The 24,874-nt window shown below is 69.6% G+C and carries 24 protein-coding genes; 8 read left to right on the top strand and 16 right to left on the bottom strand.

The annotated features are described in order from the left end of the window. Positions 1-66 precede the first annotated feature (66 nt). From PA01_01955 to PA01_01925, 7 genes are all read right to left on the bottom strand, one after another. Positions 67-708 carry a deoxynucleoside kinase gene (locus tag PA01_01955; protein ID KON80570.1) on the bottom strand — a complete coding sequence of 214 codons (642 nt, stop codon included), beginning with the start codon at positions 706-708 and terminating at the stop codon, positions 67-69. Positions 709-723: 15 nt separating this feature from the next. Then, the gene (locus PA01_01950) at positions 724-1,086 is read right to left on the bottom strand and encodes a DMT family protein (protein ID KON80569.1); all 363 of its coding nucleotides are present in this window, start codon (positions 1,084-1,086) and stop codon (positions 724-726) included. Between the two features lie 7 nt (positions 1,087-1,093). Beyond that, positions 1,094-1,618 carry a 2-amino-4-hydroxy-6-hydroxymethyldihydropteridine diphosphokinase gene (folK, locus tag PA01_01945; protein KON80568.1) on the bottom strand — a complete coding sequence of 175 codons (525 nt, stop codon included), beginning with the start codon at positions 1,616-1,618 and terminating at the stop codon, positions 1,094-1,096. Beyond that, positions 1,615-2,973 carry a polynucleotide adenylyltransferase PcnB gene (gene pcnB, locus PA01_01940; protein KON80567.1) on the bottom strand — a complete coding sequence of 453 codons (1,359 nt, stop codon included), beginning with the start codon at positions 2,971-2,973 and terminating at the stop codon, positions 1,615-1,617. Before pcnB ends, folK begins: the two co-directional genes overlap by 4 nt. A gap of 77 nt (positions 2,974-3,050) precedes the next feature. Beyond that, entirely contained in the window at positions 3,051-3,713 is a 663-nt protein-coding gene (locus tag PA01_01935; protein KON80566.1) for an HAD-IB family hydrolase, read from the bottom strand. A gap of 80 nt (positions 3,714-3,793) precedes the next feature. Beyond that, positions 3,794-4,465 carry a DnaA regulatory inactivator Hda gene (gene hda, locus PA01_01930; protein KON80565.1) on the bottom strand — a complete coding sequence of 224 codons (672 nt, stop codon included), beginning with the start codon at positions 4,463-4,465 and terminating at the stop codon, positions 3,794-3,796. After that, a complete protein-coding gene (locus PA01_01925) occupies positions 4,462-5,559 on the bottom strand; it encodes an AI-2E family transporter (protein ID KON80564.1) in 1,098 nt (365 codons plus the stop codon). The genes hda and PA01_01925 overlap by 4 nt, the downstream gene beginning before the upstream one ends. A gap of 153 nt (positions 5,560-5,712) precedes the next feature. Between PA01_01925 and purM the strand changes: the two genes are divergently transcribed. From purM to PA01_01905, 4 genes are all read left to right on the top strand, one after another. Then, complete coding sequence (purM, locus tag PA01_01920; GenBank protein KON80563.1) at positions 5,713-6,759, top strand: phosphoribosylformylglycinamidine cyclo-ligase; 1,047 nt, start codon at positions 5,713-5,715, stop codon at positions 6,757-6,759. Between the two features lie 100 nt (positions 6,760-6,859). Further along, positions 6,860-8,020 (top strand): efflux RND transporter periplasmic adaptor subunit, encoded by a 1,161-nt coding sequence (locus PA01_01915; GenBank protein ID KON80562.1) that lies wholly within the window; start codon positions 6,860-6,862, stop codon positions 8,018-8,020. A gap of 13 nt (positions 8,021-8,033) precedes the next feature. Further along, complete coding sequence (locus PA01_01910) at positions 8,034-11,108, top strand: efflux RND transporter permease subunit (protein KON80561.1); 3,075 nt, start codon at positions 8,034-8,036, stop codon at positions 11,106-11,108. After that, positions 11,109-12,440, top strand: a complete 1,332-nt coding sequence (locus tag PA01_01905; protein KON80560.1) for a hypothetical protein — start codon at positions 11,109-11,111, stop codon at positions 12,438-12,440. Here PA01_01905 and miaA read toward each other — a convergent pair. Next, the gene (gene miaA / locus PA01_01900) at positions 12,420-13,382 is read right to left on the bottom strand and encodes a tRNA (adenosine(37)-N6)-dimethylallyltransferase MiaA (protein KON80559.1); all 963 of its coding nucleotides are present in this window, start codon (positions 13,380-13,382) and stop codon (positions 12,420-12,422) included. The genes PA01_01905 and miaA overlap by 21 nt on opposite strands. Before the next feature lie 215 nt (positions 13,383-13,597). Between miaA and PA01_01895 the strand changes: the two genes are divergently transcribed. The 4 genes from PA01_01895 to PA01_01880 all read left to right on the top strand — a co-directional run bounded on the left by PA01_01895 (position 13,598) and on the right by PA01_01880 (position 17,139). Continuing rightward, positions 13,598-14,512 (top strand): DNA ligase, encoded by a 915-nt coding sequence (locus PA01_01895; protein KON82242.2) that lies wholly within the window; start codon positions 13,598-13,600, stop codon positions 14,510-14,512. Between the two features lie 168 nt (positions 14,513-14,680). Continuing rightward, a complete protein-coding gene (locus PA01_01890; protein ID KON82241.2) occupies positions 14,681-15,535 on the top strand; it encodes a MipA/OmpV family protein in 855 nt (284 codons plus the stop codon). Further along, entirely contained in the window at positions 15,528-16,358 is an 831-nt protein-coding gene (locus PA01_01885) for a 1-acyl-sn-glycerol-3-phosphate acyltransferase (GenBank protein ID KON80558.1), read from the top strand. The genes PA01_01890 and PA01_01885 overlap by 8 nt, the downstream gene beginning before the upstream one ends. Next, positions 16,276-17,139 carry a glycosyltransferase family 2 protein gene (locus tag PA01_01880; protein KON80557.1) on the top strand — a complete coding sequence of 288 codons (864 nt, stop codon included), beginning with the start codon at positions 16,276-16,278 and terminating at the stop codon, positions 17,137-17,139. The genes PA01_01885 and PA01_01880 overlap by 83 nt, the downstream gene beginning before the upstream one ends. On the opposite strand, the gene fabG is transcribed toward PA01_01880, so the two are convergent. The 8 genes from fabG to PA01_01840 form a co-directional block, all read right to left on the bottom strand. Beyond that, positions 17,136-17,855, bottom strand: coding sequence for a 3-oxoacyl-ACP reductase FabG (gene fabG / locus PA01_01875; GenBank protein KON80556.1), 720 nt, complete (start codon positions 17,853-17,855; stop codon positions 17,136-17,138). The two genes, PA01_01880 and fabG, sit on opposite strands and share 4 nt — an antisense overlap. Beyond that, the gene (locus PA01_01870) at positions 17,852-18,331 is read right to left on the bottom strand and encodes a hotdog family protein (protein KON80555.1); all 480 of its coding nucleotides are present in this window, start codon (positions 18,329-18,331) and stop codon (positions 17,852-17,854) included. The genes fabG and PA01_01870 overlap by 4 nt, the downstream gene beginning before the upstream one ends. Then, positions 18,328-19,137, bottom strand: a complete 810-nt coding sequence (locus PA01_01865; GenBank protein KON80554.1) for a beta-ketoacyl synthase chain length factor — start codon at positions 19,135-19,137, stop codon at positions 18,328-18,330. Before PA01_01865 ends, PA01_01870 begins: the two co-directional genes overlap by 4 nt. Beyond that, positions 19,134-20,321, bottom strand: coding sequence for a beta-ketoacyl-[acyl-carrier-protein] synthase family protein (locus PA01_01860; GenBank protein KON80553.1), 1,188 nt, complete (start codon positions 20,319-20,321; stop codon positions 19,134-19,136). Before PA01_01860 ends, PA01_01865 begins: the two co-directional genes overlap by 4 nt. A 72-nt stretch (positions 20,322-20,393) precedes the next feature. Next, the gene (locus PA01_01855) at positions 20,394-21,125 is read right to left on the bottom strand and encodes a class I SAM-dependent methyltransferase (GenBank protein ID KON80552.1); all 732 of its coding nucleotides are present in this window, start codon (positions 21,123-21,125) and stop codon (positions 20,394-20,396) included. Further along, complete coding sequence (locus PA01_01850; GenBank protein KON80551.1) at positions 21,122-21,922, bottom strand: polysaccharide deacetylase family protein; 801 nt, start codon at positions 21,920-21,922, stop codon at positions 21,122-21,124. Before PA01_01850 ends, PA01_01855 begins: the two co-directional genes overlap by 4 nt. Next, a complete protein-coding gene (locus tag PA01_01845; GenBank protein ID KON80550.1) occupies positions 21,922-24,276 on the bottom strand; it encodes an MMPL family transporter in 2,355 nt (784 codons plus the stop codon). The genes PA01_01850 and PA01_01845 overlap by 1 nt, the downstream gene beginning before the upstream one ends. After that, positions 24,273-24,866 (bottom strand): outer membrane lipoprotein carrier protein LolA, encoded by a 594-nt coding sequence (locus PA01_01840; GenBank protein KON80549.1) that lies wholly within the window; start codon positions 24,864-24,866, stop codon positions 24,273-24,275. Before PA01_01840 ends, PA01_01845 begins: the two co-directional genes overlap by 4 nt. Positions 24,867-24,874 lie beyond the last annotated feature (8 nt).

Here is a 24,874-nt window from a genome sequence, read left to right as displayed (position 1 = left end):
GGAGTTTTCCGCAAAATGTCGCGGCGCACAAGTGGGTCTGCGAAAAGGCTGCGGGCGAGGAGGCGGTCAGCCGGCGTAGCCGAAGAACTCGCGATAGCCGCGCATGTTGCGCAGCCGGTCGAGCAGGAGCTCGAAGTCATCGTCCTGCTCGACCGGGTTGAGGACTTCGGCGTCGACGACGAACAGCGGCGCCGCCTCGTAATCGTAGAAGAACCGCGCGTAGCGCTCGGCGACCTGCTCCAGGTAACGTTCGGTGATCCGGCGTTCGCTTTCCACGCCTCGGCGCCGGATACGCTCGATCAGGGTTTCGGGTTTCACCTGCAGATAGATCACCAGATCCGGATGCCGGACCGCAGCCGGCTGCACGCTGTCGAAGATGCGCCGGTAGAGCGCCAGTTCGTCATCGGCGAGATTGAGCGCCGCGAACAGCGGATCCTTGTCGAGAATGAAGTCCGCCACGATGCGCGGGTGCGCGTCGGCGTGCCCGGCCAGCGCCGCAAGCTGGTCGACACGCTGGAACAGGAAGGACAGTTGGGTCGGCAGCGCCCAGCGTTGCGGGTCCTGATAGAAACGCCCGAGAAACGCGTTTCGCTCCGGCTGCTCGAACACCGTCTCGGCATCGAGCCGCTCCGCGAGCCGGCGCGCGAGCGAAGTCTTGCCGGCGCCGATCGGCCCTTCGATGACGATGTAGCGCGCCTTGTCGAGCATGTGCCGGACCCGTCCCTAGTTGCGGAAAATGAAATATACCGCACCAAGCATACACAACGCGGCCCAAAGGTAGTCGAGCTTCATCGGCTGCTTCATGTACAGCACGACGAACGGGATGAACACCAGCAGCGTGATGACTTCCTGCAGGATCTTGAGCTGCGCGAGGCTGAACTGCGTCGCGCCGATGCGGTTCGCCGGCACCTGCAGCAGGTATTCGAACAGCGCGATGCCCCAGCTCGCGAGCGCCGCGATGAACCAGGCTTTCGACTGCATGTTCCTGAGATGCCCGTACCACGCGAATGTCATGAAAACGTTCGACGCGGCGAGCAGCAGCGTAGCCTGAAGCCAGACTGGAATCGCCTGCAGCCAAGCCGACATCGCCGAATCAGCCGGGCAGGCGTTCGACCACCTGGTCGCGCACTGCCGGCAGCAGATCGGCGACGCGGCCGCGGCTCGGGATCATCGTCGCCGGCGCGATTTCCGCGAGCGGGACGAGCACGAAGGCGCGCAGGTGCATGCGCGGATGCGGGATTTCGAGTCCGGGTTCAGCGACGGTGTCGTCGTCGTAGAGCAGCAGGTCGAGGTCCAGCGTTCGCGGCGCTTGCGGATACACGCGGGTGCGGCCGAGGCGGGCCTCGATGTCGAACAAGGCGTCGAGCAGCAACCGCGCGGGCAGCCTCGTGTCGAGCGCGGCGACCGCGTTGAAGAAGTCCGGCTGCCCGCTGACGCCGACTGGGGCGGTGCGGTACACGCTCGAGCGGGCGACCACATGCGTGTCGGGCAAGCTGTCGAGCGCTTCGAATGCAGTCCGGAGCGTCGCGACCGGCTCGCCGAGGTTCGCACCGAGCGCGACGAAAGCGCGCGTCGGAGCGTGCGTCGCGCCGGTCCGGCCCGGGCCGGACCGTTTCATGACGCGTCGACGGCGACGGTGTCGGCCTCGGCCGGCTTGCGCCGGCGCCGGCGCCGCTTGCGCTCGGGCGCTTCGCCGCGGCCGGCCGCCTCGGCGAGCAGGGCTTCGCGCGCGTCGTGACCGGCATGGGCGAACCGGTCCCACCACTCGGGGAGCGCCAGGTCGATTTCGCCCGACTGCGCGCGCAAGCGCAGGAAGTCCCATGCGGCGCGGTAACGCGGCTGTTCGATGAGGCGATACGGCGTCTTGCCGCTGCACTTGTCGAAGCGCGGTTGCAGCGCCCAGATTTCCTTGATGTCCCCGACGATGCGCCGCGTGATCGCGAGCTTGCCGGCCTGCGCTTCGAGCACGTCGTCCATCGCCGCGAACAGCGCGGGCTGGGTGTGCTCACCGTTGCGCTTGCGCGTTTCCCACGCGGCGAGCACTTCGTGCCACAGCAGCGTCGCGAACAGGAAGCCCGGCGACACCGACTTGTCCTGGCGCACGCGCTCGTCGGTATTTTCGAGGGCGAGCCTGACGAAGCGTTCGCCCATCGGCTGTTCGAGGATCACGTCGAGCAGCGGCAGCAGGCCGTGATGCAGGCCTTCCTCGCGCAGCTGCTCCAGGCATTTCAGCGCGTAGCCGGAGAACAGCAGCTTCAGCATCTCGTCGAAGAGCCGCGCGGCCGGGACGTTTTCGAGCAGCGAGGCCATTTCGCGAATCGGGTTGCGCGCGGCAGGGTCGAGCGTCAGGCCGAGCTTGGCGCCGAGTCGCACGCCGCGCAGCATCCGCACCGGGTCTTCGCGATAGCGCGCGCGCGGGTCGCCGATGATGCGCAGCGTCTTCTGCTTCAGATCGGCGACGCCGTGGTGGTAATCGACGATCTGCTCGGTGGTCGGATCGTAATACAGCGCGTTGACGGTGAAATCGCGCCGCGTCGCGTCTTCGGCCTGCGAGCCGAAGACGTTGTCGCGCAGCACGCGGCCGTGTTCGTCGGTCTCGGTGCTTTCGGCCGCCTGGCTCGCGCGAAACGTCGACACTTCGATCGTCTCCGGACCGCTCATGACATGCACGATCTTGAAGCGGCGGCCGATGATGCGCGAGCGGCGGAACAGCGCGCGGACTTCCTCGGGCGTCGCGCTCGTCGCGACGTCGTAGTCTTTCGGCGGGTGGCCGACCAGCAGATCCCGCACTGCGCCGCCGACGACGAAGGCCTTGTGGCCGTGTTCCTGCAGCACGGTGCAGACCTTGCGGGCGACCGGCGAGAGCTGCTCGCGGCGAACGCCATGCTGAGTAACGGGAATCAGCGCGGGTTCGGTATTCACGACTGGCAGCGCGGCGCGCTGGAAGACTTTGCGCAGCAGCTTGCGGATCATTGGAAAGAGGGCGGAGCGGTCAACATAAGCGTGCAATCATAACCGATGCGCAGGCCTTGCAGGGCGTCGCGGCCACCTTAGCGCAACGAGATGACCGGCCAGCCGTGGGCGAACGCATGCGCGCGCAGCGTGTCGTCGGGGTCGACGGCGACCGGATCGGTGACGCGCGCCATCAGCGGCAAGTCGTTGTGCGAGTCGCTGTAGAACCACGAGCGCGAGAAGCTGCCGGGATACAGGCCGAGCGACTCGAGCCAGCTGTCGACGCGCTCGATCTTGCCCGCCTTGAACGCTGGCGTGCCGCGCGGCTTGCCAGTGAAGGCGCCGTGTTCCTGCGCCGGGACTGTCGCGACGAGATGGGAAATGCCGAATTCGCGCACGATCGGGCCGGTGACGAAGCTGTTCGTCGCAGTGACCACTGCGACCAGCGCGCCGCGCTCGATCTGTTCGCGCACCAGCCGGCGGGCCTTGTCGGTGATCATCGGCGCGACCGCCGTCGCCATGAATTCGCGGTGCCACGCGTCGAGCTGCGCGCGCGGATGGCGCGCAAGCGGGGCGAGCTGGAAATCGAGGAACTCGAAGATGTCGAGCGTGCCGGCCTTGTACTGCTCGTAGAAACCGATGTTCTTCGCTTCCTGCACTTCGCGGTCGAGCACGCCTTTGGCGATGAGAAACTGCGCCCACGCGAAGTCGGAGTCGCCGTCGAGCAGCGTGTTGTCGAGGTCGAAGAGTACGAGGTCCAAGCTGGTTTCCTTCAATGAGGTCCGGGTAAAGTCGGGGGCGACAGGCGAGCCGGGCACGGCCCGAAGATGCGGGCGCGGGCTCATATGTCGAGGCCGGACTGGATCATCTCGCGCAGCAGCGGCAGGGTAACCGCGCGCTTGCGTTCGAGCGACGCGGTGTCGAGCGCATCGAGCACCGCGAGCAGGCTCGGCAAGTCGCGGCGGCCGTGGCGCAGCAGGAAATCGGTCACTTCGTCGGCGAGCGGCAGGCCGCGTCGCTCGGCGAGCGTGCGCAGGATCGCCGCACGCGCTTCGTCGTCGAGCGGGCGGACTTCATAGACCAGGCACTGCCCGACGCGTGTGCGCAGGTCCTCGCGCACCGCCAGCTGCAGCGGGGCGGTCGCGCCGGCGAGGAGCAGCGTCTGGCCGTTGCCGCGCGCGCGGTTGAACGCGTTGAACAGCGCGACCTGCGCGGCGGCGTCGAGTGCATCGAGGTCGTCGACCGCGAGCAGCGCGCCGGCCGTTTGCGGCAGCTCGTCACCCGCTTCGGCGGCCGGGACGTACAGCGCCGGACGGCCCGTTGCGCGCGCTCCGGCCACCGCCGCCCGCAGCAGATGGCTGCGACCACTGCCTGCGGGACCCCAAAGATAGAGGTGAGCGGCGCGCGGTCCGATTGCATCGAGCGCAGCGACCAGTTCGTCGTTGCTGCCGACGACGAAGTTGTCGAGCGTCGGCGGTGCATCGGGGCGGATGTCGAGCACGAGCTGCTTCACTTGCCGATCTCCTCGATGCGCGATTCGTTGTCGCCCTGGTAGAGGCGGCTCGCGACCCACGCGGCACGCAGTTCGCGCAAGCCGACGAGGATCGCCGCGCTTGCCGGCAGCGCGACGAGCACGCCGACGAAGCCGAACAGCTGGCCGAACGCCATCAGCGCGAAAATCACCGCGACCGGATGCAGGCCGATGCGCTCGCCGACGAGGTAGGGCGTCAGCACGAAGCTCTCGATCGCCTGCCCGAGGCCGTACACGATCGCCACGCCGATCAGCGGCGACCAGCCGTCGGCCTGCAGTAGGGCCGTGAGGATCGCGAGGATCAGGCCGCCGCCGAAGCCGACGTACGGGATGAAAACGAGCAGGCCGGTGATGACGCCGACCGGCAGCGCGAACTTCAGTCCGGCGAGCCACAGGCCGACGCTGTAGAACACTGCGAGCAGCAGCATCACGGAGAGCTGGCCGCGCAGGAACTGCGACAGCACCGAGTCGATGTCGTTGAAGATGCGCAGCGTGCGCGGCAGCATCGGGCGCGGGATGATCGCCTGCACGTTCTCGACCAGGTGCGGCCAGTCCTGCAGCAGGTAGAACATCACGACCGGGATCAGCAGCACGAGCGCCGCGAGGCCGACCAGCGCGCTGCCGCCTTCGCGCAGGTGACCGAGGATGACCGGTACCAGGTCCTGCGCAGTGCTCCAGTTCTCGGTGATCCAGGTGCGCACGAACGCCGTATCGAGCTGCACGTCGATGCCGAAGCGTTCCATCAGTCGCGGTGCGACGCGCGAATTGAGCAGCTCGATCAGGTCCGGCAGGCGGCCGACGAGCGCGAGCGCCTCGCGATAGATCATCGGCGCGAGGATCAGCAGCAGCAGCAGCAATATCGCGCCCAGGCCGAGGATCACCAGCAGCACTGCGAGCGGGCGCGGAATGCGGCGCCGGACCATCCAGTTCACCGCCGGGTCGCAGATGTACGCGAACACCGCCGCGATGACGAACGGCGCGAGGATCGGCCCGAGCGCGTAGAGCAGCGCGACGAGCGCAAGCGCTACGCCGACCCACACGGCGGATTGCAGACGGTCGGCGCGGGATTGGGTCATTTTCGAGTAAAATCGCGAGCTTGGCGCAGGTGCCCGGCAAGTGCCGGAGTGACCCGTGAAACCCGTAAATGTAGCCACTTGGCGTTGCGGCCTCAAGTTTCCCGCTCGCCGGGTCCGGCCGAACCCCGCATTCCGTACGCTAGAGGAACCCACTTGAGCTCCCCGAAACCTTCGCTTTCCTACCGCGACGCCGGTGTCGATATCGATGCCGGCGACGCGCTCGTCGACCGCATCAAGCCGCTCGCCAAACGCACCATGCGCCCCGAAGTGCTCGGCGGCATCGGCGGCTTCGGCGCGCTGTTCGAGCTGTCGAAAAAGTACCGCGAGCCGGTGCTGGTGTCGGGTACTGACGGCGTCGGCACGAAACTCAAGCTCGCGTTCCAGCTGAACAAGCACGACACCGTCGGCCAGGACCTCGTCGCGATGAGCGTCAACGACATCCTCGTGCAGGGCGCCGAACCCCTGTTCTTTCTCGACTACTTCGCTTGCGGCAAGCTCGATGTCGACACGGCTGCGGCGGTCGTCGGCGGCATCGCGCGCGGCTGCGAGCTCTCGGGCTGCGCGCTGATCGGCGGCGAGACCGCCGAGATGCCCGGCATGTATCCGGACGGCGAGTACGACCTCGCCGGCTTCGCGGTCGGCGCAGTCGAGAAGTCCGAGATCATCGACGGCTCGCGCATCGTCCCCGGCGACGTCGTCCTCGGCCTTGCGTCGAGCGGCGCGCATTCGAACGGCTATTCGCTGATCCGCAAGATCATCGACCTTGCCAAGCCGGACCTCGATGCCGACTTCCACGGCCGTGCGCTGCGCGACGTGATCCTCGAGCCGACGCGCCTGTACGTGAAGCCGATGCTCGGCCTGATGCAGGCGGTCCCCGGCGTCGTCAAGGGGATGGCGCACATCACCGGCGGCGGACTGCTCGAGAACGTGCCGCGCATCCTCGGCGAAAACCTGACGGCGCGACTCGACGCGTCCGCCTGGACGCTGCCGCCGCTGTTCCAGTGGCTGCGCGACGCCGGCAACGTCGACGCGCAGGAGATGTACCGCGTGTTCAACTGCGGCGTCGGCATGGTCGTCATCGTGTCGGCCGAGCAGGCCGACGCGGCAGTGCAAAACCTCGAAGCCGCGGGCGAAACCGTTTATCGGCTCGGCCGCATCGAGTCGCGGGCCGAAGGCGCGGCGCAGACGACAGTCGGCTGAGGCCGGGCGGATGTGCGCGCCGCCATCCGGGGCGCCCGGTTTTTCCGAACTTTCACCAGTCCTGCCGCGGGCCGGTGCGTCACCAGAGCTTCCGTCTTTCATGCCCGCCCCTCGTCGCCTGATCGTCGCCCTCAGCCTCGTCGGCCTCGCCGCGCTCGCAGGCTACGCGTATTACGCGAACCGCAACCCGGCGACGCCGCAGCCAGCGGGCGCGGTGCCTGCGGCACAACGGAGCAATGGCGGCGCACCCGGTACTGCGGCCAACGCGGACCCGGTTGGCGTCGAGACCGTCACGGTGACCTCCGAGACCGTCGCCGACGACGTCACCGCAGTCGGCACGCTGCGCTCGAACGAATCGGTCGTGCTGCGGCCCGAGGTCGCCGGACGTATCGCCGTGATCCGCTTTCGCGAAGGCGGGCCGGTGCGGCGCGGCGAAGTGCTGATCGAACTCGACGCAGCGGTGCAGCAGGCCGAAGTGCAGCAGGCGAAGGCGAACCTCGCGCTCGCCGAGGCGAATTACGGCCGCACCGACGATCTGTTCAAGCGCAAGTTCCTCAGCCACAGCGCGCGCGACGAGGCAGCTTCGCAGCTCGAAGTCGCGCGCGCGAACATGGCGCTCGCGCAGGCGCACTTCGAGCGCACGCGCATCCGCGCGCCGTTCGCCGGCGTCGTCGGGATTCGCAACGTCAGCGTCGGCGACTATGTCAAGGAAGGCGACGACCTCGTGAATCTCGAGGACATCGCGACGCTGAAAGTCGATTTCCGCCTGCCGGAAAACTATCTCGCGCGCGTGCGCCCCGGGCAGACGCTCGAAATCACCTCCGACGCGATACCCGGTGAGCGCTTCGAGGCGCGCGTCGCCGCGATCGACCCGCTCGTCGACGACCAGGGGCGTTCGGTCGTGATGCGCGCGACGCTGCCGAACGAAGGCCGGCGGCTGCGCCCGGGGATGTTCGCGCGCGTGCGGCTGATCCTGCAGCAGCGCGCCGACGTCGCGATTCTCCCCGAGGAGGCGCTGGTGTCGGCGCCCGGGAACGTGCAGTTCGTCTATCGCGTCGTCGACGGCAAGGCGCAGCGCGTCGAGGTGTCGACCGGCGTGCGGCGCGGCACGCGCGTCGAAGTCGTGCGCGGCGTGCAGGCCGGCGACGTCGTCGTGACGGCAGGCCAGCTCAAGCTGCGCGACGGGGCACCGGTGCGCGTCGTGCGCGCGAACGGGACTGGCGAGGCGCCTTCGGCAGGTGCTGCCGGCGGAGCCGGTTGACCGGAGACCCCCGATGATCCTGTCCGAGATCTGCATCAAGCGTCCGGTGTTCGCGACGGTGCTGTCGCTGCTGGTGCTGCTCGTCGGGCTGATGTCGTATTCACGCCTGACGGTGCGCGAATACCCGAACATCGACGAACCGGTCGTCACCGTCGATACGACCTACACCGGCGCCAGCGCCGAGATCGTCGAATCGCAGGTGACGAAGCCGCTCGAGGATTCGCTCGCCGGCATCGAAGGCGTCGACGTGATCCAGTCGATCAGCCGCCAGGAGCGCAGCCAGATCACGGTCCGCTTTCGCATCGAGCGCGATGCCGACAGCGCCGCCGCCGACGTGCGCGACCGCGTGTCGCGCGCGCGCCGCCAGCTGCCCGACGACATCGACGAGCCGGTGATCGCGAAAGTCGAGGCCGACGCGAGCCCGATCATCTGGATCGCGTTCTCGTCGGATCGCCACTCGTCACTCGAACTGAGCGACATCGCCAGCCGCATCGTCAAGCCGCGGCTGCAGACGCTGTCCGGTGCCGCCGACGCGCGCGTGTTCGGCGAGCGCCGCTATTCGATGCGCATCTGGCTCGACCGCGACCGGCTCGCGGCGTTCGACCTCACGCCGCAGGACGTCGAGGACGCGATCCGGCGCCAGAACGTCGAGCTCCCGGCCGGGCGCATCGAAAGCCGCGAGCGCGAGTTCGCCGTCGTCGCGCAGACCGATCTCGACGAGCCGCAGGAGTTCGAGGCGATCGTCGTGCGCGAGCCCGGAACGGCCGACGGGCGCCCGGTGCGCATCCGCGACATCGGTCGCGTCGAAGTCGCTGCCGAGAGCGAGCGCACGCTGGTGCGTTTCATGGGCAAGCCGGCGGTGTCGCTCGGCCTGATCAAGCAGTCGGTCGCGAACCCGCTCGACCTCAAGCGCGGCCTCGTCGAGATGATGCCGGTGCTCGAGGCGGAACTGCCCGAAGGCATGACGATGAACATCGCGAACGACACGACGGTGTTCATCGAACGCTCGATCGCGTCGGTGTTCAGGACGATCTGGGAGGCGGTGCTGCTCGTCGCCGTGATCTGCTTCTTCTTCCTGCGCAACTGGCGCGCGATGCTCGTGCCGCTGGTGACGATCCCGGTGTCGCTGGTCGGCGCGTTCACGCTGATGCTGGTGTTCGGCTTCTCGATCAACACGCTGACGCTGCTCGCGCTGGTGCTCGCGATCGGCCTCGTCGTCGATGACGCGATCGTCGTGCTCGAGAACATCTACCGGCATATCGAGGAAGGCATGGAGCCCGTGCAGGCGGCGTTTCGCGGCGCGCGCGAGATCGGGTTCGCGGTCGTCGCGATGACGATCACGCTGGCCGCGGTCTATGCGCCGGTCGCGTTCATGACCGGGCGCACCGGCAAGCTCTTCACCGAGTTCGCGCTGACGCTCGCCGGCGCGGTGATCGTGTCGGGCTTCGTCGCGCTGACGCTGTCGCCGATGATGTGCTCGAAGCTGCTGCGCCACGAAGAGCGGCACGGCCGCTTCTACAACGCGATCGAGCGCTTCCTCGGCTGGCTGACCAACGGCTACCGCCGCGCGCTGACCGCCGCGCTGCAGCTGCGCTGGGCCGTGGTGCTCGCGTTCGTCGTCGTCGCCGGCTTGTCGCTCGTGCTGCTCAACACGCTGAAGACCGAACTCGCGCCGGTCGAGGATCGCGGCCGCGTCGTCGGCATTTTTTCCGGGCCGGAAGGCGCGACGATCGACTTCATGGGCCGGTATGCGGAACAGGTCGAAGCGATCTTCGCGCAGACGCCGGAAGTCGACCGCTACCTCGTCATTTCCGGCAACCCGACCGTGTCGCAGGGGATCTCGTTCGCCGGTTTCACGGACTGGGCCGAGCGCGAGCGCAGCGCCGCCGAGATCGCGGGCGAGCTGCGACCGAAGCTCGCGGCGGTGCCGGGGCTGCTCGCGTTCCCGGTGCTGCCGGCGGCGTTCGGACAGAGTTCGCGCTCGCGTCCGGTCAGCTTCGTCATCACGACGTCGGAGTCGTACGACGAACTCGCGCGCCACACCGAGCGGATGCTCGACGAGCTCCGCGCCCATCCGGGCTTCGTGTCGCCGGACACCGACCTGAAGCTGACGAAGCCGGAACTCGCCGTCGACGTCGACCGCGACCGCGCCGCGGACCTCGGCATTCCCGTCGACGTGATCGGCCGCACGCTCGAGACGATGCTCGGCGGGCGGCAGGTCACGCGCTACAAGAAAGACGCCGAGCAGTACGACGTGATCGTGCAGGTCGAAGCGGCAAGCCGCGCCATTGCGCGCGACATCCGCGAAATCTACGTGCGCGGCAAAAGCGGCGAGATGGTGCCGCTCGCGAACCTCGTGCAGGTGCGCGAGACGGTCAGCCCGCGCGAGCTCAATCACTTCGGCCAGCGCCGCTCGGTGACGATCTCGGCGAACCTCGCTCCGGATTTCGCGCTCGGCGAAGCGCTCGCGTTTCTGGAACAGACGGCGGCGCACGTGCTGCCGGCCGGTTACGCGATCGATTACGACGGCCAGTCGCGCGAGTTCAAGACCAGCTCGGCGAGCCTCGCGCTGACCTTCGTGCTCGCGCTGGCGTTCATCTACCTCGTGCTCGCGGCGCAGTTCGAGAGCTTCCGCGACCCGTTCATCATCATGCTGACGGTGCCGCTGTCGATGACCGGCGCGCTCGCGGCGCTGTATTTCACCGGCGGCACGCTGAACGTCTACAGCCAGATCGGGCTCGTCACGCTCGTCGGGCTGATCACGAAGCACGGCATCCTGATCGTCGAGTTCGCGAACCAGCTGCGCGACGAGGGCGCGGCGCTGCGCGACGCGGTCATCGACGCGTCGGTGCTGCGGCTGCGCCCGATCCTGATGACGACCGGGGCGATGGTGCTCGGCTCGATTCCGCTCGCGCTCGCGACCGGCGCCGGCGCCGAGAGCCGCCAGCAGATCGGCTGGGTCATCGTCGGCGGCCTGCTGCTCGGCACGGTGTTCACGCTGTTCGTCGTGCCGACCGTCTATACGCTCCTCGCGCGCCGCGAGCGCACCCGCATCGAGGCCGAGCAGCCGGTCGCGGCGACCGACTAAGTGCCGCATTCGCCGCCGCAACAAATCCTTTCGCGGCCGCGTTCGGCGCTCGCCGCGTGGTTGATGGTGGCGCTGGTGCTGCTGTCGCTCGCGTACGGCGCGCGCACCGGCCTTCCGGCCTGGCCCGCCGGCCTCGCCGCATGGGGCGCGGCAATCGCGCTGTGGCCGCGCCTCGACCACAAGCAGCACCGCTTCGCGATCATCCTCTCCGCGCTCGGCGCCGTCGCGCTCGCGCTTGCGCTGTGGCGCGGCCACAGCCCTTCGTGGAGCGGCGTGCTGACGAAGAACACGCCGCTGCTCGGCATGCTCGCCGCGGTGAGCTTCCTCCAGCTCGTCGGCATGGGGGGCGACGATCGCCGGCCCTTGCCGCGCGGGCGACGCGCGTTGTGGCAGACGCTGGCCGGCGTGCATGTTTTCGGCGCCGTCATCAACATGTCGGTGATTTTCATCGTCGCCGAGCGGATTGCGCAGTCCGGACAGCTGTCGCCGCGCCAGGCGGCCGCGATCGCGCGCGCGTTCATGCTCGCCGCGCTGTGGTCGCCGTTTTTCGGCGCCATGGCAGTCGCGCTGACGTATGCGCCCCAGGCGCGCCTCGCCGACGTCGCGCTCGCCGGCGCGCCGCTGGCCGCCGTGCTGGTGTGGGTCGCGGGGCGGACGCTGCCGCCGGCGGCCGCGGGCGAGGCTCCCGACTTCGTCGGTTTCCCGATGCGCCTGTCGGCGCTGTGGCTGCCGCTCGTGCTCACGGGCATCGTCAGCGCCGGTCATTTCCTGCTGCCCGCGTGGTCGTCGCTCGCGATCATCAGCGGCGCGGCGCTCGCGATCAGCGTCGCCGCGGTGTTGGGCCGCAGCGGCGCGGCCGATGGCCTCGAGCGCATCATCGATCACGCCCATCGTCGCTTGCCGGCGATGTCGGGCGAGCTGATGCTGTTCCTCGCCGCCGGCGTGCTGGCGACCGGTCTGCAGGCGCTGATGCAGACCGATTCCGGCTGGCTGCCGTTCGAGCGTTTCGGCCCGCTGCAGGCGGCGGTCGTGCTCGGGCTGATGATCGCATTGTCGGCGCTCGGCGTGCACGCGCTGGTGACGATCGTCATCGCGTCGGCGTGGCTCGCGCCGCTCGCGCCCGACCCGCTGCTGCTCGCGCTGATGTTCCTGATGAGCTGGGGCATCGGCCTCGCGCTCAATCCGATGTCCGGCGTGCATCTGTCGCTGCAGGGGCGCTTCGCGCTGCCGGCGCTCGGGCTCGCGCGCGCGAACCTGCGCTACTGCCTCGCGGCGTATGCGCTGGCGGTCGTGTGGCTGTTCGGCGTCGCGCTAGTGCGCGGCGTCCCGTGAGCGGGCGAGCAGGCGCGCGGCAGCTGCGCCGACGGCGTCGGTCAGGTCCGCGCGCAGGCAGTCGATCTCGACGAGCCCGGGCCAGCTGTCGCGGAACTGGCGTTGCCAGGTGAGCTGGCGCTTCGCGAGCTGGCGCGTCGCGGCGATGCCTTTGAAGCGCATCGTGGCGTAATCGTCCCGGCCCTCGAGATAGTCCCACACCTGCCGGTAGCCGACGCAGCGCATCGACGGCAGCGCCGGGTCGAGCGTGTAGCGCGCGCGCAACGCACGCAGTTCGTCGATCAGGCCGGCTGCGAGCATCTGGTCGAAGCGCTGTTCGATGCGCGCATGCAACACCGCGCGATCCGATGGCACGAGCGCGATCGGCAGCATGCGGAACGGCAGCGCCGCAGCCTCGCGCCGGGCGTAACTTTCGGCGAGCGGCCGTCCGGTCAGACGCACGATCTCGAGCGCGCGCTGGATGCGCTGCGCGTCGGCCGGATCGAGCCGCGCCGCGGCGTCCGGGTCGAGCTGTGCGAGCTGCGCATGCAGGGCCGGCCAGCCGAGGCGCGCCGCGGCGGCGTCGATGTCGGCGCGCAGGTCCGCGTCGGCGCCGGGCAGGTCCGACAGCCCGTCGCGCAGCGCCTTGAAGTACAGCATCGTGCCGCCGGCGAGCAGCGCGATGCGCCCGCGCGCGTGGATTTCGCCGATCAGCCGCAGCGCGTCGCGACGAAAGTGCGCTGCCGAATAGCGCTCTTCGGGCGACACGATGTCGATTAGGTGGTGCGGGCAGGCGGCGCGTTCCGCTGCGCTCGGCTTCGCGGTGCCGATGTCCATGTCGCGATAGACGAGCGCCGAATCGACACTGACGATCTCGATCGGCAGCGCGCGCGCCAGGGCGAGCGCGGAGGCGGTCTTGCCGCTGGCGGTCGGGCCGAGCAGGAGGAGGGCGGAGGGTTGCATCGGGAGCAGGGGCGGGGGGCGGTGACGGAGAATCCGGGGAAGGGATTGTAGCGGCGAAGCGCGATCGACGTCGCCTCACGCCGCGGGGTCACGCAGGCCGTGCGAACGGACCGGGCCGCGCAAGGTGCACAAGGAGTGTTCCAGGCGGTCGCAATGCCGGTAGGCACGAAAGGTCGTACAATGCCAAAGGCATTAAAGCCCGGAGCGTGCGCCCGATGAATCCGTTCTCGCTGTCGCTTTCCCGTTTTCCGCGCATCGGCCGAGCGTGCCGCGAAAGCAGCTTCCGTCCGCAGGTCCTGGCCACGCTTCTTTGCGTCCTGCTGCTCGCGTCGCCGCTACCAGCGCCCGCCGATACGCCAAGCGGGCCCGCTGCGACGCTCGCGATGGTGTATCGCGACGATATCGATCCGGCAGCGTACTGGATCAGTGAAAAGCTCGACGGCGTGAGGGCGCTGTGGGACGGGCGGACGTTGCGCTTTCGCAGCGGACAGCCGATCGCGACACCGCAATGGTTCCTCGACGGCTTGCCGCGGGAGGCGCTCGACGGCGAGCTGTGGATCGGCCGGCGCAGCTTCGAGCAGCTGTCGGGCGTCGTGCGCAAGCTGGAACCCGTCGACGACGAATGGCGGCAGGTGCGCTACATGGTGTTCGAGATGCCGGAAGCGCGCGGCAGCTTCACCGAGCGCATCGCCAGGATCAGGGCGGTCACCGCGGGCGGGCCGCCGTGGCTGGAAGCGGTCGAGCAGTTTCGCGTCGCCGACCGCGCGGCGCTGCAGCGCCGCTTCGAGCGTGTCGTCGCTGCCGGCGGGGAAGGCCTGATGCTGCATCGCGCCGATGCGGGGTGGGTCGCCGGGCGCAGCGCGGTGCTGCTGAAGCTGACGCCGTGGCTCGACGCCGAAGCGCGCGTCGTCGCGCATCGGCCTGGCAAGGGCCGGCTCCGGGGCATGCTCGGGGCACTCGAAGTCGAAACGCCCGACGGACGGCGCTTTCGCATCGGCAGCGGCTTCTCGGATGCGCAACGGCGTGCTCCCCCGCCGATCGGCGCGACCGTGACCTACCGTTACCGCGAACTCACCGCGAAAGGCCTGCCGCGCTTTCCCCGTTACCTGCGGGTGCGGGAACTGCCGTGATTTGTGCTGCGGGCAGCCGGTATAATTCCGCGCGTTCAGCGAAATGAAGGCTCATCCGGGAGGCGTGATGGCAGGTGTGGAGTTCGGTCGGGTTCCGGCCGGGTCGATGAGGGCGGCAAGTTGCCCGCACTCGGGAGCGCATGTGCCGGCTGTCGCTGGATGACCGGCGTGCGCCAACGCCGCCTGCCGCTGCGGGCACGCGCAGTCGTCATGGCCTGCATGTTCGTGCCGGCCGCGGCCTGCGTCGCGGCAGACGAAGAAAAGCCGCTGTGGGAGCTCGGCGCGGGAGTCGGCGTGCTGCAGTTTCCCGCCTATCGCGGTTCGGACGAGAACCGCGTGTTCGTGCTTCCCGTGCCGTACGTGATCTACCGCGGCGAATTCCTGAAAGCGGACCGGCGCGGCCTGCGCGGCACGTTCTTCGATACCGAGCGCGTCGAGCTCAGCCTGAGCCTCGCCGCCTCGCCCCCGGCGAGCAGCGAGGACGTGGATGTGCGCGCCGGCATGGACGATCTCGAGCCGACAGTCGAGATCGGACCCTCGCTCGACGTGCGCTTGTGGCAGAGCGCCGACGAGCGCCGCAAGCTGCGCGTACGGTTGCCGCTGCGCGTCGGCGTGACGGTCGAAAGCCATCCGGAATCGACCGGCTGGCAGTTCACGCCGCAGCTCAACCTCGACTGGCGTGACCCGGCCGGCCTGGACGGCTGGACGCTCGGCCTCGTCGCCGGTCCGGTGTTCGGCGACCGCCGCCAGCACCGTTATTTCTACGGCGTCGATACGCGCGATGCGACCGCGGCGCGGCCCGCATACGATGCCAAAGGCGGCTATGCCGGCACGCAGTTCCTTGCCGCCCTGTCGAAGCGGTTCGCGGGCGGCTGGGCCGGCGCTTTCGTCCGCTACGACACGCTGGCCGGCGCGGTATTCCTCGACAGCCCGCTCGTGACGAGCCGCGATTACTTCGCCGCGGGCTTTGCGGTGACGTGGCTGATCGGCGAATCCTCGCACCGGGTGCTGGCCGATGAGTGAGCGCGCAATCCGGCGCAGCTGGCTGCGCGTCGTGCACGAAACCGTGCTGCTGCATCTCGGCCTCGCCTATCTCGGCACGGTGTGCCTGCTGTGGACACCATTCGCGATGGCGCTGCAGCCGCTGCTGCCGGGCTCGCTCGGGCGGCGGCTCGGGCGGCGCGTGATCAGCTGGAACTTCCACGGCTATCTGCGCTTCCTGACGTTGATCGGCGCGTGCCGCTTCGACCTGCGCGAACTCGATGCGCTGCGCGGCCAGGGGCCGCTGATCCTCGCGCCGAACCATCCGTGCCTGCTCGACGCCGTGATGGTGATCTCGCGCCTGCCCGACGTCGCATGCATCATGAAAGCGGGGCTGATGGACAACGTTTTCCTCGGCGCCGGCGCACGGCTCGCCCGTTACATCCGCAACGATTCGCCGCTGCGCATGGTCATGCGCGCGACCGAAGACCTCGCCGCCGGAAGCCACCTGCTGGTCTTTCCGGAAGGGACGCGCACGACTAGACTGCCTATGAACCCGTTGATGAGCAGTGTCGGGCTGATCGCACGCCGCGCGAAAGTGCCGGTGCAGACGATCTTCATCGAAACCGCGTCGCCATACCTGTGCAAGGGCTGGCCGCTGTTCCGCCGGCCGGAAATGCCGGTCACCTACCGCGTGCGGCTCGGCCGGCGTTTCGAGCCGGCACGCAACGTGCAGGAATTCATGCGGGAACTCGAACACTACTTTGCGGCGGAACTCCAGCATGCAGCGCTTCCCGACTTTCCGGCATCCGCAACGTCGCCCCGACGGCACGACGACGCCGCAGCCAGCGCCGAGCGCGGCTGACTCCGCTTCGACCCACCTGCTGCTGATCCCGAGCTACAACCCGGGCAGCAAGGTCTTCGACACCGTGCGCGCCGCGCGTCGGGAATGGCTGCCGGTGTGGGTCGTCGTCGACGGCAGCACCGACGGCACGACCGAGGCGCTGCGGGCGATGGCGGACGACGACCCGGGCCTGCGCGTCATCGTGCTGCCGAAAAACCTCGGCAAGGGCGCCGCGGTGCTCCACGGCATCGAGCTCGCCGCGGGCGAAGGCTTCACGCACGTGCTGACGATGGATTCGGACGGCCAGCACCCGGCCGAGCTGATTCCGGACTTCATGGCAGCTTCGCAGGCACGGCCCGAGGCGATGATCCTTGGCGTACCGGTGTTCGACGCCAGCGCGCCGGCGCTGCGCGTGCGTGGCCGGCGAGTGTCGAACTGGTGGGCGAACCTCGAAACCTTGTGGACGGGAATCGGCGATTCGCTGTTCGGCTTCCGCGTCTATCCGATTGCGCCGCTCGCGCGCGTGATGCACGGGCAGCGCTGGATGCGGAGGTTCGATTTCGACCCGGAGGCGGTCGTGCGGATGAGCTGGGCCGGCGTGCCGCCGGTGAACCTGCCGGCGCCGGTGCGCTACTTCGCGCCCGCCGAAGGCGGCGTCTCGCATTTCAATTATCTGCGCGACAACCTGCTGCTGACGTGGATGCACACGCGGCTGTTCTTCGGTTTCCTGCTGCGCCTGCCGCTGCTCGCGGGGCGGCGCTACGCGCGTGGCCGCGGCAAGCGCGCCGAGCGTCAGAGTTAGATCATTCCGCCGTTGATCGAGATCACCTGGCCGCTGATGTATGCGGCCTGCTCTGACGCGAGGAAGCCGACGAGGTCGGCGACTTCGGCTGGGCGGCCGGCACGTTTCATCGGCACCAGCCGGGCGATCGCGGCTGCGTCGAACGTGCTTTCGCTCATCAATGTGTCGATGATCCCCGGCGCGACGACATTGACGGTGATGCCGCGGCTCGCGAGTTCCTGCGACAGCGAGCGGCTCGCTGAATGCAGCGCCCCTTTCGCCGCGGCGTAGTTCGTCTGGCCGCGGTTGCCGGTGATCGCCGCGACCGACGAGATCGTGATGATGCGCCCCCAGCGGGTGCGGATCATCGGCATCGTCAGCGGCTGCGTGACGTTGAAGAATCCGTTCAGCGACACGTCGATGACGCGCTGCCACTGCTGCGCGCGCATCCCCGGGAACACCGCGTCGTCGTGGATGCCGGCATTGTTCACGAGGATCTGGATCGGCGCTTCGGCGAGCAGCGCCTCGAGCGCGGCCGAGGTCGCCGCGGCATCGGTGACGTCGAAGCCGACCGGCGTCGCGCTGCCGCCGCCCGCGCGGATGTCGTCGACGAGCGCACGCGCCTGGTCGAGGTTGCGATGGGCATGGACGAAGACGTGGCAGCCGTCGGCTGCGAGGCGGCTGCAGATCGCGGCGCCGATGCCGCCGCTGCCGCCGGTGACGAGCGCGCGTTTCAAGCGGGGCTCCGTGAAAGGCCGGCGCCGGGCGCGCCCGCATCGAGAATCACCGCGGCGCGCCCGGAAACCAGCGTCGTGCCCGCGGCGCAGACGGTGAACCTGTACAGGACCTGGCTGTCGTTGCCGGTCAGCCGCTCCGCGCGGACGTCGAGTTCGCCGGCAACGGTGTCGAGGTGCGCCACGGCGAGCTCGACGCTGCGCACGCTCGCGAGGTAGCCGGCGCGCGGCGCACCGTCGGGTGGCGCGAGCAGCGCGCCATGGACCGCCATCGCCTGCGCCGCGTATTCGATTGCGGCGGTCGCCGGCAGGCTGCCTGCGTCGCGCAGCGGATTGGCCGGATCGCGGTGGCTCGTCGCCCGGCAGCAGATCGATCCGGCGTCCCACGTGTCCACCGCGTCGAGCAGGCACATCGCGCCGTGATGCGGAATGCGCGCGGCGATCGCGGCGTGGTCCAGCGTCGTCGGTTGCGAAATCATGCGGTGAAATCGACCGCGACGCGCGCGTGGTCGAGATAGTCGAGGACGATCGGCCCCGGTTCGCCCCGCGCGATCGCGGCGAGCAGCGGCAGGCTGCGGGCAGCGGGAATCGCCCGGCGCAGCGCGTCGAGGGCCGGATTGGCGAGGGTGTCGGCTGCGGCCGTCGTCAGCCCGGCACGGATGTGGCCGAAGTGCGCGGGCCCCGGTTGCGGCGTCAGCAGCAGCGCCGTGCCGAACGCGTCGGGCACCGGCCGCGCCGCGCGCAGCGGTTCCGGGTAGTCGGCGTCGTAGGCGATCAGCAGGCTCGGCACGCGGTCGACGCTGACCTGCACCAGCGCTTCGAGGAGCCCTGCGGCGAAGCTGCCGTCGAACGCGCACAGCACGGCTGCCGGAGCCATTGCGCCGGTTGCGATGCCCCAGTAGCCGGCAGCGGCGTTATGCACCGAGTTGTGGAAACGGGTCGGCGACACCTGGCGATCGTCGGACGCGAGCGTTTCGCAGATCAGGTGGCAATTGTGGCCGTCGCCGCCGGACGAACTGAACACCGTTGCGAGACTCGAGGCGTCGGCTCCGGCGGCGGTGACGGCTTCGAGGCCGACGGTCAGCGCGAGCTTGACGACGCGCACCGAACGGCGCCGTTCGGCCGCGGGCAGCCGTTCCGGCGCGCTGAGCACGGTCTTCGTCGGCACCCACGATGCCTCGCCGGCCAGGATCGCGGCGCCGCCGGGCCAGTCGTGTAGGCCGGGGCCGAGCAGGCCGATGCCGCCGATCCACGCGCCGGGCAGGGAATCGCCGGGACGGCTCATTGCGCGCGGCCGATCACGAGGCTGCAGTTCGTGCCGCCGAACCCGAACGAGTTGCTGAGCACGCGTCGCACAGGGGCGGAGCGGCTGGCGAGGAGGTAATTCATGTCCGGCTCCGGATCACAGGTGTTGGGGCTGCCGGGGAGAAAACCGTCGCGCAGCGCCAGCGCGGCGATGACCGCTTCGACGCCGCCGGCTGCGCCGAGCGTATGACCGGTTGCCCCTTTCGTCGAACTGCAGGCGGTCGATGCACCGAACAGCGCGCGCACGGCCTTGCTTTCGGCGCTGTCGTTGCTCGGCGTCGCGGTGCCGTGCAGGTTGATGTAGTCGATGTCGCCCGGCGCGAGACCGGCCGCCGCGAGCGCCGCTTCCATGGCGCGCCGGGCGCCGAGGCCTTCGGGGTGCGGCGAGGACATGTGGTAGGCGTCGCTCGATTCGCCGACGCCAAGGAGCAGGATCGCATCGTCGGCGAGGGGCTCGCTGACCCGTTCGAGCAGCGCGAACGCGGCCGCTTCGCCGATCGAGATGCCGTCGCGCCCGAGGTCGAACGGCCGGCACGCGTGCCTCGACGTGAGTTCCAGCGAAGCGAAGCCGTACAGCGTCGTCAGACACAGCGAATCGACGCCGCCGACGATCGCCGCGTCAATCAGGCCCGCTTCGATCATGCGGCGCGCCGACGCGAACACTTTGGCGCTCGACGAGCACGCAGACGACACGACGTTCGCCGGCCCGCCGAGCCCGAACGCGGCCTGCACGAACGCAGCGATTGAAAACGGATTGTGCGAGCCGGCGTAGTTGAAATTGGCCGGCAGCGCGCCGCTGTCCCGATCGCGTTGCTGGTAGGCAAGCTCGGTTTCGAGGATCCCGGCGGTGCTCGTGCCGAGAAACACGCCGATCCGGTCGGCGCCGTGGCGCGCCTTAGCGTTGCGCACCGCGTCGGCGAACCCGTCCTGCTCGAAGCCGATCTGCGCGAGCCGGTTGTTGCGGCAGTCGAAGCTGCGCAGCTGCGGCGGCAGCGCTTCGTCGTCCGCGCCCGCGACTTCGCCGATCCAGGTGTCGAGCGCAACGCCGTCGAGGTCGCAGGGTTTCAGGCCCGAACGGCCCGCGGCGAGCGCGTCGCGCATCGGCCCGATACCTCTGCCGAGGCAGGAGGTGGCGGTGTAGCGGGAGATCAGCAGCGGGTTCACGGCGGCTCGGGCGTCGGACAAAAGCGCTAGTTTAGCAAATCGCGGCAACGCGCCTGAAGCGCAGCGAACGCTTCAAAGCGGCCGCTGCGCGACGAGCATCACGTTCGCGAACGATTTGCCGCTGCCCATCGGCTCGCCGTGCACCGAGAAGCCGAGTTCTTCGAGGAGCGCGATCCAGTTTCGCGACGATCGGCAGTACAGCCGCGGCAGGCGGTGGCCGCGCGCGAACGCAACGGCGAAGTCGACCGCGGTCGACAGGCGGTGCGGCAGGCCCGCGTCGGTGTCGCCGACGCGGGCGAAAAGGCGCCCCCCGGCAGGGAGCGCGTCGCGGACTTCGCGCAGCAGGTTTTCCTGCGCGGCGAAGTCGAGGTAGTGCAGCACGTCGAGAATCGTGACGACGTCGACCGGGCCGAACTCGGTCGCCTCGAGCGTCGCGATGTCGCCTTGGCGGATCTCGACGACCGCCGCATCTTCGGCGAACGCGCGCCGCGCCCGTGCGACATCGTGCGGATTGCGGTCGATGCCGCGCAGCCCAAGCAACTTCGGCGGTGTCGGCCACTCCCTTGTCCATCGCCCGCACTCGTGCAGGCGCCGCGCAGCAAGCAGCCACGACGCCAGAAGCCCCTGTCCGCAGCCCAGATCGACGACGCGGGCTGTCGCGGGGAACATGCCGCGCTGCAGCAGCATGCGGAACAGCGGGTCCCCGCCGAGCTTGCCGCGCGCAAAGTGGTACGCGAACGGGCCGGCCGGGCGGTATGCCGCACTCGCGGCATCGAGCAGTGCGCGGAACAGGGCGTCGCTCACCGGATCGCCGCCCGCAAAGTGACCGGGCGCAGTCCGGCGGCCGCGCAGGCGGCGAGAACGCGAGGCAGCACGTCGAGGATGACCGGCGTGCCGCGCCCGCTGCGCGCGGCGTTGCCGTCGTGCAGCAGCAGGATGTCACCTGCTGCGAGCCCGCCGAGCAGGCGGTCGCCGACTTTTCGCGCGTCGCCAATGCGGGTGTCGTAGGCGCGGCGCGTCCACGCCGCGAGCTGCAGGTCGAGACGAGCCAGCACCGGTTCGAGGAACGGATTGCGCAGCCCGGCCGGTGCACGGAAGAAGCGCGGGACGTCGCCGCAGCACGCGCTGATCGTCTGCTGCGCGGTCGCGATCTCACGCTCGAACCAGCGCGGCCCGTGCAGCGAGAAGCTCTTCAGGTGCTGTTCGCTGTGGTTTTCGAGCGCGTGGCCGCGGGCGACGATCTCGCGCGCGAGCGCCGGATGTTGTTCGACGCGCCGACCGATGACGAAGAAGCTCGCGCGCGCACCGTGGCGGTCGAGCAGATCGAGCACATGTGGCGTCACGTGCGGATCCGGACCATCGTCGATCGTGAGCGCGATTTCGCCGCGCGCGGCGGCTGCAGCCGGCAGGCGCGTCCAGGTCGGGCCGAGCAGGCGGCAGCGCGGCAGCAGGCCGGCAGTGGTCAGCAGCGCGTGGTCCGCGGCGAGCGCGCCGGCTGCCCACGGCCAGGCGTCCGGGTGCAGCAGCAGGCCGCCACCCGCTGCGCCGTGCAGCGCGACGGACAGTCCGATCAGCGGGGTCGGGCGGTAGCGGCGGGGCATCAGGGGCGTGACAGGACTGCCGCGAACAGCAGCGCGAGGATCGCACCGGGGCCGACGGTGCTGCCGATCGCCTGCAGTACCGGCACCGACGAGAATGCCAGCACGCCGAAACCGGCGACCGTCGTCAGGTTCGCGAACAGCATCGATGCGAGCGTGCGCGGTGCGGGCCCGCCGCAGTTTTCGCTGCCGTCAAAGAAGAGCGCGTAGTTCGAGCCGACCGCGATGATCAGGAGCAGCCCGACCAGATGCAGGATCGTCAGCGTGACGCCGGTGAGCACGAGGCCCGCGACGACGACCAGCACCGCTGCGACGAGCGGCGCGAGCACACGCAGCACGCGCGCGGCCGAGCGCAGCACGAGCCCGAGCAGCACGACGATCGCCGCGACGCCGGCGAGCGCAAGGAGCAGCGCTTCGTTGAGGTAACCGGAATAGAGGCGGTCGGATTCGCCTTTGAGATCGATGAACAGCGGGTGCGCTGCGTTCCCTTCGAGCGCGGTACGCACCCGCTGCGGGTCGATCGCGTGCGCAAAGGGGCCGTCGGCGGGGGCGCGCAATGGCAGCAGCGCGATCCAGTGGTCGCGCTGCGCGAGCAGCAGTGAATCGACGGCGAGGGCGAAGCTCGTTCCGTCGAGATCGCCGCGCGTCAACGGCGCCCGTTCGCGTGCGGCGGCGACATCGGCGACGAACGGCGCGAGGCGCGCGGCCGGTAGCGGCAGGCCGGTCGTCGCGAGTTCGAGCCGGCGGCCCAGTTCGGCCGGTTCGGGGAGGCTGGCGCGCCGGGCCAGCTGCGTCGCCTGGGACGGAAGATACAGCGCCGGACTCTCGAACCCGCCGATCGCCCCTTCGTTCGCCAGCTGCTGCAGGCGCGCGCCGACCGCTTCGGCGGCCTGCAGCGCGCTTTCGGCATCGCCGCCGCTGACGACGACGAGATGGCGCACATCCGGGGCGCCCAGATCGCTGCGCAGCGCGAGGTCGAGGGCCTGGTCTGCCGCCGGGACCGGGCTCAGCGCGGCGAGCTCGCGGTTCCATACCCGGTCGCGGTTGACGTGGATCACCGCTGCGGCGGCCAGCGCCAGCGCGACGACTCCCCAGCGCAGGTGGCGCGCGTTCACGAGCAGGTGCTGCAGCTGCACGCCGAGCGGGCGAACGTCGCGAATCGCAAAGCCCGACGGCAGCAGATGCGGCAGCACGAAGCGCGTCGTCGCGACGGCCGCGACGAGGCCGGCGACCGAATACAGGCCGAGCTGCGCGAGCCCCGGGAAGCCGGAGAACAGCAGCGTCGCGAAGCCGCAGATCGACGTCAGCACACCGAGTTGGATCGTCGGCCAGAATGCCGCGATGCCGGGCCGTCGCTGCGCTTCGTTATGCTCGTTGGCCGATGCGGACTGGACGAAAAGGTAGATCGCGTAGTCGACCGCTTCGCCGATCAGCGTCGTGCCGAAACCGAGCGTGATGCCGTGGACGACGCCAAAACCGAGGCTCACCGCGACGACGCCGGCGAGCGCTCCGGAGATGACCGGCAGCAGCCCGAGCAGCAGCGCGGTCGCGGAGCGGTAGATGAACAGCAGCAGCGTGACGATCAGCGCGATCGACACGAGCGTCAGCCGCAGCACTTCGTCCTGGATCGTCGCGCGCGAGGCGACGGCGAAGACCCCGGGGCCGGACAGCAGCAAGCGCGCGTCGCCGGCCTGCTGCTCCTGCGCGACAGCCGTGAACGCTTCGCGCACTTTCGCGATCGCTTCCTGCTGGGCGTCGAGATCGGAACCGGCGGCGCGCGTCTGCGCGAGCAGCAGCGCGCGCTGCCCGTCGCGCGACGCCCACGTGCCTTCGACGAGCGCGGGACGGGCGTCGCCGTCGAGACGTTCGAGGAGCTGCATCATTTCGCCGGTCGGATCGCGCGGCAGCAGCGACTTCGTCAGCATCCCGAGGGGCGATGCGAGCAGGTCGATCGACTCGCCGATCGCGGCCTGCAGGCCTTCGACGCCGAAGCGCTGCGGCGTGACGGCGGGACTGAGCAGGTAGCGGTTGGCGAACAGCAGCGCCTGGTCGCGTTCGCGGTGCACCGGTTCGCCGTTTGCGACGACGCCGAATGCCGGGTCGGCCCGCAGCCGTCGCGCAAGCTCGCGTGACAGCGCCGAGCGCGTCGTGGCATCGCCGCCCTCGATGCCGATCAGCAGCAGGCGCGACACCATGCCGTCGCGCAGCTGATCGACGAGAACCTGCTGTTCAGCGGTCGGGCTCGCCGGCAGGAAGGCCGACAGATCGCTCGTGAAGCGCGTCTGGCTGACGACTGCGACGGACAGGCCGACGAACGCGAGCCACACCAGCAGCGCCGGCACGAAGCGCTGCGTCATCGCGCGGCGCGCTCCGGGACGATCTCCATCACCGAGCGGTCGCCGTCGGCCTGCAGGATCTCGATGCCGCGCAGCTGCGCATCGCTGCCGCTGATCGTGATGCGCAGCACGACTTCGGCCATTTTCGGGGCGCGTGGCAGCAGCGTCAGCGTCCAGGCTCGGGACGTGCCCGCGAGGCTTGCAGCATACGTCCGCTCGAGCGCGGCCCGGTCGCCGGCGAGGGTCGCGCGGATGCTGTCGATGAACGCGGCAATCTCGCGGTAATCGGACAGCTGCACGACGTGGCGGCGCTCGCCGCGCATCACGGTCACGGTGTTCCCTTCGAGCACCAGCGATTCCGCGCGCGGCTCGAGAGTGATCTTCTCCAGCCGGTCGGGGGCGCGAAAGCGCAGCTCGCCGGACGACTCGACCGGGGCGTCCAGGATCGCGAGGTACTTGCGTTCGACGAAGTGCGCCCGTCCGGAGCGCTGTGTGCCGAGCGTGTGCATCAGCTGTTCGATCGTCCACGCGTCGGCGCCCGCTGCACGTAGCGGCGCGGTGATCGCGAGCGCGACAGCACACAGCAGCGGGATCAGTCCGGCTCGTCGCACCAGCGGCT

The sequence above is a fragment of the Azoarcus sp. PA01 genome (assembly GCA_001274695.2).
Classification (GTDB): domain Bacteria; phylum Pseudomonadota; class Gammaproteobacteria; order Burkholderiales; family Rhodocyclaceae; genus Aromatoleum.
Note: the sequence above shows the minus strand (reverse complement) of the source record. Positions and strands in the feature narration are given on the sequence as shown.